A 12,831-nucleotide genomic window follows, 5' to 3' on the forward strand; every position below is an offset into this window, starting at 1 on the left:
CGAGCGAGCCGGCCTTTTTTATGGCGGCTGCTGTTGATCGAGAAAGGTGTGGATCAACACGTTCGCTGCTCGCCGTATGGCGATAGCCTGCTCCACCGTCACTTCCAAAAACCACAGCGCATCACCTGGTCTGGCTTGTGCCAATTGATCGATGTCGGCTGAAATCACGGTCGCGATTTTGGGGTAGCCGCCGGTGGTCTGATGGTCGGCCATGAGCACCGTCGCGTCTCCGTTACCCGTCACTTGAACCGTGCCCCGCACCAGTGCTTCGGACGGTAAGGCCAACGATGTGTTGATCGACAGCGCTGGTCCAACGAGCTGAATACCCATCCGATTGTAATGGGGTGTGATTGTAAACGGCTCCGAGCAAATTGCCTCGGCAGACGCTTCAGCGAACGCGTCGATTTGCGGTCCCTTAACAACCCGCGCCACCTGATTGAATGCCGCGAAATGTGGGACGCTCAATGGCCGGTGCCATGTCGACTCCACGTGAGCGTCATCCAGTGTCAGTACGTCGCCTTGCCGGAATGGATGGCCGCAGAGTCCGGAATCCAAATGCGTTGCACGACTTTCTAACCAGATGGGCGCATTGATGTTCGCGCAAAAACCAATATACGCCCAACTCCCTTTTTCGCCTGCCTGTACCGACAGAGTTGATCCCTCTTTGAGCTCGAAAACCGACCAGGGTGGCTGTTCAATGCCATCGATGTGCACGCAAAACTCACCTCCGGTGACACCTGTGGTGATATTGCCCGCTTGGCATGTGAGCGAAACGCCCTGTGCGGACACTTCGATGGCGCTAAAGTTGTCCGCTTTTCCGAGTGCGCGATGCAGAGTGGCAAACGCCAGGCGATCCATGGGTCCGGACCTCGGTACACCGAAGCGCATGTGACCGGGACGACCGGTATCCTGCACCGAGACGCCGGGTCCAACCTGGTCGAAGTGAAGTGTGGCGCTCATGCGTGATCGAGTGTGTCGAGTTCGTGGAGCGATACGCGTCGAAAGCGAATCGAACTGCCCACTGGAATTGGAAATGGATCTGCGGATTGGCCGCGCAGAAATCGAAAGGGCGAGAAGCCGACACGCCACCAACCTGCTGGCATAGTCAACGTGGTTACCAGGCACTGTGGTCCGGCTATGATCACACTGCCGGCCGGAACGCCGCTAACCGGAGTGGGCTTGCGGGGCAATTGAATGGACGTGGGGACACCGCGCATGTACGCATAGCCCGGCGCAAATCCATAAAGACTCACATGGTAGTCGCCGCTTAAATGGATATTGATGATGGCGTCGCGGCTCATGCCGAGCGAATTGGCTAAGACAGCCAGGTCATTGTCATGCGGTCCGTCGTAGCAGATGGGCACGTCATAATGTGGCGCCACCGGTATCGCGTGCGCGTCGTCCAATTCGAGTAGGTCTAGCTGCGCGCAAATCGACGCGTAGTCGGTAATTGCAGCATCGTAGCCAATAAACAGCGAAGTATAGGAGGGGATGGTTTCCGTGACGCCGGGAAGCTCGGCGGCGAGTATCGCACGATCGGCGGCTTGTACGGTGTGTTCCGCGGCCTCGGAGATGGCTTGATCAACTCGCATAAGCACGCCGACATCGGCAACGGGTACACACTCGAACTGGCGTAGCACTAACGGCATGAGGGCAGCGTCGGATTACTCAGTCGCGTGACAAAACGGTTGTATAGCAACCCCTGCCTGCTGCAATCCGTCCCGAACGCCTTTGGCCATTTGCACAGCGACGGCGCTATCGCCGTGCACGCAGATCGACTCCGCCCTGAGCTCGACCTCGCCCCCGTCGTGAGTGGGCATGCGACCGGTCTGAATAAATTGAGCGAGTCGTTCGATCGCGAACGGTACATCGTGTATAAGGTCGCCCGCCTGGCCTCGGGGAATCAGGCCGCCCTGCGCGGTGTAGCCGCGGTCAGCAAAGATCTCACAGACCGCGACGATGTGATGAGCGTCCGCTGCTTTGACCAATTCCGATCCGGCAATGGCCAATACGCGCGGATGCTCGGGCATGACGGCTTTTACGGCGCGCGCGATTGCGTTGGCCACCGCTCGGTCCTCTGCGGCCCAGTTGCCCAGCGCGCCATGCGGCTTAACGTAGGCCACGTGGGTGCCCGCTAGTGCTGCGATGCCGCGTAGTGCGCCCACTTGCGATGCCACTAGACGTTCGATGTCTCGCTCGCTAAGTGGCAGCCGTCGTCGTCCAAAGCCCTTTTTATCTTCAAAACCAGGGTGTGCGCCGACCGTGACGCCGGCTTTGGCGGCGGCGGACACGGTATGGAACATGGTGTCACTGTCGCCGGCATGGCCACCGCACGCAATGCTGGCGGACGTCACGATGTCCAGCATGGCGAGATCGTCGCCCATTTTCCAGGGCCCGAAGCCCTCTCCCAGATCGGCGTTGAGATCGATGCGCATCGGCTGGGTCATTTGCTGCGGTACTTCTCGAACCAGGCCAGAATATGATCGATCTTGGTAATGAGTTGGCTGGGTCGTCTGGCGATGAAGTGGGAGGCATCGGGTATTTCAACCAACGCTGTGTCGACATCGCGAAGCTTTAAGGCATGGTAAAGCTGCTTCGATTCGGACAAAGGTGTGCGCAAGTCGTTAGTGCCCACCATTACCAGCGTCGGCGTCTCGATATTGCCCACGAGCGAAAGTGGTGAATACTTCATATAGGTCTCGAAGTTCTCCCAGGGCTGGCCTGGGTAGCGGTAGTCGGCGTAGCGATTGTAATTGTCTGCCACCAGCGTTTTGCTCACCCAATTCATAACCGGTTTGATGACGGCAGCGGCCTGAAAGCGATTATTCTTGCCGATCATCCAGGCCGTCATAATGCCGCCCGCGCTACCCCCTGTGACATACAGTTGATCCTCACTGGTCAGACCTTTTTTGATGAGCACATCAACGCCGTCCATCACATCGTGATAGTCGTCGCCAGGGTAGTTGTGATACAGCAAATTACCAAACGCCTCGCCATAACTCGTGCTACCGCGTGGGTTCGGATAGAACACCAGGTAACCCGCCGCCGCGTAGAGCTGAATTTCCGGTGAGAACCAAGGGCCGTAATTAAGAATTGGACCACCGTGGTTCTCGATCAGCAGAGGATAGGTTTTTCCAGACTGATAGCCGGGCGGCTTAACGATCCACCCTTGAATGTCTCGTTCGTCAACACTGGATTGATACCAGATTTCTTCGACTTCACCGAGCGTACGATCCGCCAATAGCGCCTCGTTGAACGCGGTGAGGAGCCGTGGTTCACCGCGGCCGTCGGTAACCGCTAATTCGGCGGGACGGTAGGGTGTGCCGTGAGTAAATGCAATAGTGTTGTTCTTTGCCACGGAGAATGCGCCGCCGCTGTAGGGGCGACCGATCGAGACACCGCCCACGTTCTGTGTGATGTCTCGATAGCGGCCGCGCAATGACACAAATCCGACTTTGGTGTCGCCATGATCGTTGTACTGCACAAACAGCCCGTTGCCGCGGCTATTCCACGCAATGGCGCTAATGCTGCGATCAAGGTCATCAAGCAATGTTTGCGTATTGCGGCCGTCGGCATCCATCACATGGAGTCGCATCAGCTGGTAGGTTTGAATCCGATCTTCAAAACTTAAGTACGCAATTTTCTTGCCGTCGGGGGACACTTTCGGATGTTGATCAGGTCCGTTGCGGTCGGTTAATGCATCGATTGCGCCGTCCTCGAGCGCCACACGATAAATCTCCGAATTTCGATAATTGCGTTCCCAGTCGACATTGCGATTGCCGGAAAAGACTAACGCCCGACTGTCGGCTGTCCATTGTGGTGTGCCGCTGTGTTGAAAATTACCGTGTGTGATTTGGCGTGCCGTGCCGCCGAGCGGTGAAATGACAAAATAGTGTTGGTATCCAGGCTCAATAAAGCCCGCGCCATCGCGTTCGTGATTGAGACGCGTGGTGACGCGCGGCTCTTTGGCCCAGTTGGCGTCGTTGGGTTTGGGTGGCGCTTTGACCAGCACCGGTGGTTTCTCAGGCACGAGCATGGAAAACGCGAGGTGCTGTCCATCCGGTGACCAGCTCAAACCGGAAGGGGTACGATCCAGTTGCGACAGGCGCATGTTCTTGCCGCTTTTGATCCAATGCACAAACAGTTCGGTGCCGTGTTCGGTGCCGGTCGTATAGGCCACGCGGTCACCATTTGGCGACCAGGTCGCATTGGCTTCATTGGCATCGCGACCGGTGAGTGGTTCATTGTTGGTGCCGTCGATATTGATAATCCAAAGTCGAGCGGTGCGCTTATCGGTCATGATGTCCATGCCGTTGCGTGTGTACACCACGCGGCTACCATCCGGGGAAATCACTGGGTTTGATACCCACTGGAGCGCAAACACATCCATGCGGTCGAATGGGGCTTTCGATTGCGCGTAGCCAGACGGACAGAGCGCAAGCGAAAGAAAGAGCGCCGTGAAGAGTAATCGCATGGCATTTTCCATTGGTGAGCAAAACGCCACTATACCATCGTGCTTGAAGGGTCAGGACGTTTGCCGTTGCGCCGTGCGAGTGGGTGGCTTTATGCTTTGACTTGGGTTTTTAAAAGAAAGAGCGCTATGACGCATACGGGTCTGATCGATGCGATTGGCAACACGCCGCTGATCCGTCTTAACACGGTGTCCGCCGCGACTGGCTGCCACGTTTTTGGCAAAGCCGAATTCATGAATCCAGGTGGCTCGGTCAAAGATCGAACTGCATTGGGTCTGGTGCTCGCGGCGCGCAAATCCGGCGCGCTGAAAGAAAGGGGTGTCATCGTTGAAGGCACGGCTGGCAATACCGGTATCGGTCTTGCGATGGTCGGCGCCGCGCTCGGACATCGCACGATCATTGTTATGCCCGATAATCAAAGTCGCGAAAAAATCGATGCATTGCGCTCATTTGGTGCGGAGGTGCGCCTAATTCCCGCAGTGCCTTACAAAAATCCGAATCACTTTGTGCACACGTCTGAGCGCCTGGCCCAGGAATTGAATGCGCACCAACCCGGTAGTGCGTTTTTTGCTAATCAGTTTGAAAATCTCGCGAATCGTCACATTCACGAAACGACGACCGCGGAAGAAATTTGGCGTCAAACAGACGGCGCGGTCGATGGTTTTGTGTGTGCCGCGGGAACCGGCGGCACGTTGGGTGGTGTGGCGCGAGTGTTGAAGCATAAAAAACCCTCAGTCCGTGTGGCGTTGGCTGATCCAGGCGGGTCTGGACTGCACCACTATTTCGCGCATGGAGAACTAAAAATTGAGGGCAGTTCGATTTCCGAAGGAATCGGCAACAGTCGTATCACCGCGAATTTGGAGGGCGCGCCGATCGACCAGAGTTTTCGCATTGTCGACGAGGAAGCCATACCGATGGTGTACACGTTAATTCGAGAAGAGGGTTTGGCGTTAGGTAGTTCGAGCGGCATCAATGTGGTGGCGGCGCAAAGGCTGGCCGAAGAACTTGGGCCAGGGCACACGGTGGTGACGATACTGTGCGACGCGGCGGCGCGTTACAAAGAGCGTTTGTTTAATCGCGAGTATCTGACGTCGAAAGGCTTGACGCTACCGGACTGGTACACCTTGGCCTAAGCGATCCTAACGGGCGATCGCCCAAAGCGCATCGACAAGCCGGTTTCGACGGTTTTTGCGTAGCGCGAATAGGCCAACTTCGAGTGGTTTGAGCACTGGGCGGATGGGCAATACTCGAACGCGATCCCGAATCGGACTGTTATCGAGCACGATTCGCGGCACCACACCCACGCCGCTGCCCAGGCTCACCATGCTGACAATAGCCTCGTTTCCAGCAACCTGCGCGGCCACATCTGGTGACAGCCGTTGTTGTCGAAACCATCGCGTCACGCGCTCGCGCGCGACACCACGCTGCGGCAAGATCACGGGTCCATCAATGCGATTGGCGCCGCGGCGCGTGCCCGTCTTGGGGGCGATGAACACCAGCGGCGTGGTGGCAATGGTCTTAAAAACCAAACCTGCTGGCATCGATGCCGGCCGCGCACCGATGCTGACCAATGCCTTGCCCGATTGCACTTGCTCCACCGCGAGCTCCGGATCGCCGGTTTGCAAGGCTAAGCGTATCCCGGGGTGTTGTGTGCGCAGCTTGGCGAGCAGGTCAAATAAAAAACTGTAGCTCGCCGTCACGGAGCTGTAGAGCTGCAACGTGCCGGTGAGCTGGCCGCTCTCATGCTGGAGCGAGTTATGGAGTGAGCGCCAAAGTGCGCGCGCTTCTAAGGCGTATTGTCGAAAAAGCTCACCTTCGCGCGTCAACGTCACGCTGCGATTGTCGCGCTCAAATAGCGTGGCGCCCGCGTCCTGCTCGAGCTGCTTGATCGCGCGCGTGAGTGTCGAAGGACTCATGTGGCACGCATCGGCGGCCCGCCCAAAGTGAAGGGTGTCGGCGAGCGTCAAAAACGCGGTAAGGGCACGCATGTCCATGATCCTATTATTGCACTAATAGAAATCATAAATTGAAAATATTTCAATTTACGCAATCATGTGGAGCCGATATGCTAGACCGTATTCCCATCAAATCATTGAGTTTAAGGACAACGGCCATGAATATTTATTACGACAAAGACTGCAATTTGGATCTGATAAAAAACACCAAAGTGACGATCGTGGGCTATGGTTCGCAAGGTCATGCTCATGCCTTAAATCTCAAAGACAGCGGCGTGGACGTGACCGTTGCGCTGCGGCCCGGATCGGCCTCGGTGGCTAAGGCTGAAAAAGCCGGACTGAAGGTGGCCAATGTTGTCGATGCGGTCCGTGGGGCAGACTTGGTGATGATGTTAACGCCTGACGAGTTTCAAGCGCAGCTGTATAAAAACGACATTGAACCCAATTTGCGAGAGGGCGCCACGCTGGCGTTTGCGCACGGTTTTGCCATTCACTACAACCAAGTGGTACCGCGGGCGGACCTCGATGTGATTATGGTGGCACCCAAGGCACCGGGGCATACGGTGCGAAGCGAGTTTGCCAAAGGGGCTGGCATACCGGATTTGGTGGCGATTGCGCAGGACGCATCGGGTAACGCGAAAGCGTTGGCGTTGTCTTACGCGAGTGGAATTGGCGGCGGACGCACGGCCATTATCGAAACCACCTTCAAAGATGAAACCGAAACCGATCTATTCGGCGAGCAGGCGGTGTTGTGTGGCGGTGCCGTTGAATTGGTGAAAGCTGGATTCGAAACGCTCGTCGAGGCCGGTTATGCGCCGGAATTGGCCTACTTCGAATGCATGCACGAGCTCAAATTAATCGTCGATCTGTTGTTTGAAGGCGGCATCGCCAACATGAACTACTCGATCTCGAATAATGCTGAGTTTGGCGAGTACGTGACCGGCCGTAAGGTGATAAACGAGGAATCGCGCAAAGCGATGAAAGAGGCGCTACACAACATCCAAACCGGCGAGTACGCCAAGCAGTTCATCAGCGAAGGCGCGCTGAACTATCCGTCGATGACGGCGCATCGTCGACTCAACGCCGCGCATGAGATCGAACAGGTGGGTGGCCGCTTGCGCGATATGATGCCCTGGATTACCGCCAATAAACTGGTGGATAAAGACGTTAATTGACAAGCAACCGGCTGGCGCTGGCCGGTGGGCGTGGTCGCCGTTGAACTTCGCTGCGTTCGATTTTGTTGCGCGATGATCGAACGGGGAAGCGTAAAGGCTGGTCAGCAGGTCTCGGCGTGACTTTGCTGCGTCGCAACGTTCCCATTGTGAGCACGTGCCCGGGCAAGGGTCGGCTGCGTCCGGTTGAACATCAGGGCGCGAGCAAAAACTGGCCCAACGGCCGGTAGTTAGGTGCCGGTCAGGCCACAGAAGAAAACAGCGAGGTCTTCACCGCTCGCCTCGGATGATTTGACAATAATGAAATTTCCCGACTTTATGTAATAAATCCTACAATTTTTAATATCTTACGCGACTGCTAAGCGTTCTGCAGGGTAGCGCTCAACGGCCGGTTGAGGTATCTTTTTAAGACACGCTCGCGCCGAGCTGCGCGACAAAATAATAACGACAACACTAACGATAAAATTCAGGGTAAGAGAATGAAGAATTTCAAACTGATGTTAGCCACGCTGCTGATGGCGTTCAGCTCGGCAACATTCGCCGCGTCGATGACGTTTGAGCTTGGCAATCACGAAGACGGCGCGCTGTACGATGGTGTGACCAATCCCTACGGGCTGCGTCTGGACGATTCGGGCCAGACCTTCACCGTTGGCGACAATCTACCTGCCACGTTTACCGGCGCCTCATTGTTTTTGACGTTTGATCCCGATGATCTGGCGGCTGGCGCCGTGCTGTCGGGCACGATCGTCGACAACGCCAATGGCGGCGCGTGGGTGGTGAACTACACGCTATCAGATTTGACCGCGGCGCCGAACGGCGGCTTCATTGCGCAAACCGGCATCGGTACGCTAACGGAAGTGGGCGGCACAACGGTGTTCGACCTCATCGGGAAATCGAACGGAACCGGCGCGTTCATTTTTGACAACGATGGCCACCGTCTCGGAACGAGCGATGGTTGGGTGGGTCGCGGCTGGGTAGAGGGTTATGGCAGCGCCAATGACTTCCTTGTCATTGCCACACCAGTTCCCCTTCCGGGCGCCATCTGGATGATGGGCGCCGCAGTGATCGGCTTATTCGGTGCTCGCCGCCGACGCTAGTCCGGTCACACTAAACGACACAGAAGAGCCCGCCGTTTGTGCGGGCTTTTTTGTTTTGCACGGATCCCGACGCTGACTTTCTGGTGAATCGTTGAGGATCGACGGGGAATCTCAGTCCGGCCGGCGCGTCGTCCGCGCGTCGGAGACGCCTGCCAGCCGCGACGGATTGGCTCGATTGGTGCGATGCGAAAAAGACTGGCCTGCCAGACGGTTAGTTTTCCATGCTCGATACGTGACAAAAAGCGAGCGGTAAGTGGTGACCCAAATCCACTTTACAATAATTCTATTCTGTTAAGTTGAGCCTGGAAATCGTTTCATTTTTAACGGCTTGCACCAAATTAGTGTGTAAAAAAAACTGGCAGTGAGGAGCGGGTTATTGTAATGTCACGTGACACGCTCGCATCAAATGATGCCTCGAATAAGACAAACAGGGTACTCACCATGAAAAATATAAGAATGGTTCTTGCTGCGCTTCTGATGGCGTTCAGCACCGCGACATTCGCGTCAACAATGACTTTTACCGTCGGCGACCATGAAGACGGTGTGCTGTATGACGGCGCCACAAACCCATACGGTGTCCGTGTGGATGACACTGGCCAGCTTTTTTCGACCGGCGATAATCTGCCCGGTGCCTTTGGTGGCGCGTCGGTTACGCTGAGTTTTGACCCAACGGATCTGGCGGCGGGTGCTGTTTTGATCGGTACGGTGATCGATAACGCTACCGGCACAGCGTGGGAGATCGATTACGTACTGTCTGACTTGTCGGCGGCAGCCAACGGCGGGTTTATCGCTCAGATGGGTGTCGGCACACTCACCGAAATCGGCGGTAGCGGTATGATTGACCTCATCGGCGAATCGAACGGCACAGGCGTGTTCGTCTTCGATAACGATGGTTTCCGTCTTGGCGCGAGCGACGGCTGGGTAGGCCGTGGCTGGTTCGCTGGAAGCGGTTCGGCGAACGATATCCTGATTGTCGCCACACCGGTTCCGCTGCCCGGCGCGATCTGGATGATGGGCGCTGCACTGCTGGGACTGACCGGTCTTCGCCGACGTCAATAAAGAAGGTCCAACTGAATAATAAAAGCCCGCTTAAGCGGGCTTTTTTTATGTGGGTGACCGGTGGTCACTCCTCGACCGATCGTGGTGTTCTTATTCGGTCGAAAGACGAGGCGTCACGCCGGTCGAGTGATGACTAGGCCTGGAGGCGTGAACGTCTTGCGAGAACAAGCCCGAATAGGCCGGTGCCGAACAGGATGAGCATGCCAGGCTCAGGGACGGTTGCGGCTCTTAGATTGTCCACTGACAATGCCATCCACGTGTCGCCGCCATCGATACTAAATCGACCGCTTTGTCCGCCGTTGCAGCAGGCTTCGGCCCAATAAACATCCAGGACGTTGGTGCCATCGAAAAGAGCGGCGCCATGACTCAGTAACGTCTCGCCGGTGCGCGTCCAGTTGTAGCCCCACCATAGGTCCGTCGCGCGTTGCTGCACGAGCGTATTGTTCATGTACAGCGCGCCGCCGAACCCCGCGTCGGGTGCGATCTGAAAGAGGATGTTGTCCAACGCGCTGGCGTTGAACTCAACGCGAAGGTGTGAGTGATGGTGCGAACCGGGCGCTCGAATATTGGTGAGCGAATCAATCTCGATCGTTGTGATTGCCGAGGTTTGGGCGTTCCACGAAGCGAGATAATCCGTGTTGTTCACACCCGAGTTCGTATGACGAACTTCATAGGTGATCAACGTTGCCATCGCGCTGGTGCTCACCAGGGCGGTAACCGCGATGAGGAGCGGTTTGATGGCACTGCGCAGTCGGCGTATGTAAATTGACATAGTTCTTGGCCTTTTGTTAACTAATTCATGGGGTTGTGTCGGATTCAATAGTGCAAGAGCCATGCCAGTAAACGGCAATGTGAACGCGGCGAGTGACTTGCGGACGGCGCTCTTTTTTATGGTGAGTCAAATTCGTTTGACGTGTAAATTATCGCGTCACTCCCGGTGAAACATAATAGAATAGTGAAGACTAACCGCGTCCGGTTGAGGTGACTTAATACGAAGCCAACACGCATGCTGTACGACGTATCGTGCAGCGTGAGTTGGCCGCAATCGTTGAGCAACATGGTCACCGTTTAACTAGGCCGCTTGTGGGACTCACACACCCCACCATGACCAGACGTTCCCACTCACACTGCAGAGAACCCAATGACCGATTTCTTATTGTTAGCGTTTATTTTTTTGATTTCCGGTGTGATCGCCGTACCGGTCGCTTCGCGGCTCGGACTCGGCTCGGTGCTGGGCTACCTCATTGCCGGCATCGTAATCAGTCCGCTGCTCGCCTGGCTGCACGTCGATGTCATTTCCATTCAGCACTTCGCCGAATTCGGCGTAGTGATGATGTTGTTCTTAGTCGGGCTTGAACTCGAACCCAAGTTGTTGTGGTCGATGCGTTCGCGGTTGCTCGGGTTGGGTGGCGGCCAGGTCGCCCTGACCACCGCGGTGGTTATGGCCGTAAGTTTGGCGTTGGGGCAGACATGGACGGTGTCATTGGCAATCGGACTGGTGATGGCCTTGTCGTCGACGGCCATTGTGCTGCAAACGCTCAGCGAGAAAGGGCTGATGAAAAGTGATGGCGGTCAGTCGAGTTTTTCGGTCTTGCTGTTTCAGGACATTGCGGTGATTCCAATGCTCGCGTTAATTCCACTGTTAGCGATGCCCGAGTTGGTTGACACGCTAGCGCAGGATTCACATGGCGGAGAGGGTGGTCACGGCGCCGGTTTTAGTCTGGTTGACGGCCTGCCGGGTTGGGCTGCGGCGCTGGTTACGCTGGGCGCCATTGCGGCGGTGGTGGTGGTCGGTTCGTTTTTAACCGGGCCGATTTTTCGTTTCATTGCTGACGCTCAACTTCGCGAGCTGTTTGTCGCGACGGCGTTAATGATTGTGATTGGCATTGCGTTGCTCATGTCGATGGTGGGTTTGTCTCCAGCACTCGGTACTTTTCTGGCCGGTGTGGTGCTGGCAAACAGTGAATACCGACACGAGCTTGAGAGTGATATCGACCCGTTTAAAGGATTGCTTTTAGGGCTGTTCTTCATGACCGTTGGAGCCAGCATCGACTTTGGACTGCTGGCCGATAACGTGGGGATGATTGTCGGCCTGACTCTGGGTCTTATGGTCCTCAAGATTGCTGTGCTGTACGTCATGGCGGTGATATTCAAGATTCGTGGCCCAGGCCGATGGTTGTTTGCTCTTGGACTGGCCCAAGCGGGAGAGTTTGGGTTTGTACTGCTGTCGTTCACGGTCGCAAACGCTGTGATACCGGCGGCGCTTGCCGATCAATTGCTGCTAATTGTGGCGTTGTCGATGCTACTGAGCCCCGCGCTCTTTATTTTATACGATCGGGTCATCGCGCCGCGCTTTTCAAATGCCGAAGAACGCGAGATGGATGAAATTGATGAACAAAGCCACATCATTATCGCTGGACATGGTCGTGTTGGTGGAATCGTTAACCGCATTCTACGCGGCAGTGGCTTGGCCCCGACTGTGATGGACTTCAGTTCAAAGCAGCTGGCTATGATTCAAAAATTTGGCATGCACGCGTACTACGGGGATGCGACGCGGCCGGACCTTCTGCATGCTGCGGGCATCGCCGACGCGAAGCTCCTAGTCATTGCCATCGATGACAAAGAGCAGATTACGCAGCTGACCAAGTATGTGCTGCACCACTACCCTAAGCTCCATGTTGTCGCGCGTGCTGTTGACCGCAACCATGTCTATGACCTGTGGTATGCCGGCTGTCGCGACATTATTCGTGAAACATACGATAGTTCGCTGCGAATCGGGCGCTCTGCGTTTGAAGCGCTGGGCCATTCGCGAGAGCAAGCCGAACGAATGGTGGACGTATTTAATGATGTCGACCAGAGCATCATGCGAACCGCCGCCAATCACTATGACCCAGAAATTCCGATTGAAGACAACGAGATCTATATCCAGAAAATTCGCGAGATGCGCGACGAATGGGAAACAGACCTCAAAAACCGCATGTTAGCGATTGTGGCTGAGGGGGAGGCGGAATCAGCGTAAGTGCCTCTTGAAGTTTGGTGTTTCGACCGCACTTTACTATGCACACTGCCGGAGAAC

11 protein-coding genes are annotated in these 12,831 nt (G+C 55.9%); 5 read left to right on the plus strand and 6 right to left on the minus strand.

All coding sequences use genetic code 11. The features are described 5' to 3' along the window. Window positions 1–18 precede the first annotated feature (18 nt). Genes AAF465_02665 through AAF465_02680 form a run of 4 tightly spaced genes read right to left on the minus strand, consistent with a single transcriptional unit; the run spans window position 19 to window position 4,474 of the window. Window positions 19–960, minus strand: a complete 942-nt coding sequence (locus AAF465_02665; protein MEM7081609.1) for a biotin-dependent carboxyltransferase family protein — start codon at window positions 958–960, stop codon at window positions 19–21. Next, window positions 957–1,649 (minus strand): carboxyltransferase domain-containing protein, encoded by a 693-nt coding sequence (locus AAF465_02670; GenBank protein ID MEM7081610.1) that lies wholly within the window; start codon window positions 1,647–1,649, stop codon window positions 957–959. The genes AAF465_02665 and AAF465_02670 overlap by 4 nt, the downstream gene beginning before the upstream one ends. A 15-nt stretch (window positions 1,650–1,664) precedes the next feature. Next, on the minus strand, window positions 1,665–2,447 hold the full coding sequence (locus AAF465_02675; GenBank protein MEM7081611.1) for a 5-oxoprolinase subunit PxpA: 783 nt from the start codon (window positions 2,445–2,447) through the stop codon (window positions 1,665–1,667). Continuing rightward, window positions 2,444–4,474 carry a S9 family peptidase gene (locus AAF465_02680; GenBank protein ID MEM7081612.1) on the minus strand — a complete coding sequence of 677 codons (2,031 nt, stop codon included), beginning with the start codon at window positions 4,472–4,474 and terminating at the stop codon, window positions 2,444–2,446. The genes AAF465_02675 and AAF465_02680 overlap by 4 nt, the downstream gene beginning before the upstream one ends. Window positions 4,475–4,600: 126 nt before the next feature. Between AAF465_02680 and AAF465_02685 the strand changes: the two genes are divergently transcribed. Beyond that, window positions 4,601–5,605 (plus strand): cysteine synthase A, encoded by a 1,005-nt coding sequence (locus AAF465_02685; GenBank protein MEM7081613.1) that lies wholly within the window; start codon window positions 4,601–4,603, stop codon window positions 5,603–5,605. Between the two features lie 6 nt (window positions 5,606–5,611). Here AAF465_02685 and ilvY read toward each other — a convergent pair whose 3' ends face one another. Then, window positions 5,612–6,460 (minus strand): HTH-type transcriptional activator IlvY, encoded by an 849-nt coding sequence (gene ilvY / locus AAF465_02690; protein MEM7081614.1) that lies wholly within the window; start codon window positions 6,458–6,460, stop codon window positions 5,612–5,614. A gap of 125 nt (window positions 6,461–6,585) precedes the next feature. Here ilvY and ilvC point away from each other — a divergent pair, with 125 nt between their 5' ends. From ilvC to AAF465_02705, 3 genes are all read left to right on the plus strand, one after another. Continuing rightward, window positions 6,586–7,602 (plus strand): ketol-acid reductoisomerase, encoded by a 1,017-nt coding sequence (gene ilvC / locus AAF465_02695; protein MEM7081615.1) that lies wholly within the window; start codon window positions 6,586–6,588, stop codon window positions 7,600–7,602. Window positions 7,603–8,078: 476 nt separating this feature from the next. Then, window positions 8,079–8,696: a VPLPA-CTERM sorting domain-containing protein gene (locus tag AAF465_02700; protein ID MEM7081616.1), complete on the plus strand. Its 618-nt coding sequence runs from the start codon at window positions 8,079–8,081 to the stop codon at window positions 8,694–8,696. 441 nt (window positions 8,697–9,137) lie between these two features. After that, window positions 9,138–9,755, plus strand: coding sequence for a VPLPA-CTERM sorting domain-containing protein (locus AAF465_02705; protein MEM7081617.1), 618 nt, complete (start codon window positions 9,138–9,140; stop codon window positions 9,753–9,755). A 133-nt stretch (window positions 9,756–9,888) separates the two neighbouring features. Here the strand turns inward: AAF465_02705 and AAF465_02710 are convergent, their stop codons facing one another. Continuing rightward, the gene (locus AAF465_02710; GenBank protein ID MEM7081618.1) at window positions 9,889–10,527 is read right to left on the minus strand and encodes a CCXG family PEP-CTERM protein; all 639 of its coding nucleotides are present in this window, start codon (window positions 10,525–10,527) and stop codon (window positions 9,889–9,891) included. A gap of 369 nt (window positions 10,528–10,896) precedes the next feature. Between AAF465_02710 and AAF465_02715 the strand changes: the two genes are divergently transcribed. Next, window positions 10,897–12,774, plus strand: coding sequence for a cation:proton antiporter (locus AAF465_02715; protein MEM7081619.1), 1,878 nt, complete (start codon window positions 10,897–10,899; stop codon window positions 12,772–12,774). Window positions 12,775–12,831 lie beyond the last annotated feature (57 nt).

This window comes from Pseudomonadota bacterium, from assembly GCA_039028935.1.
GTDB lineage: Bacteria > Pseudomonadota > Gammaproteobacteria > Steroidobacterales > SZUA-146 > SZUA-146.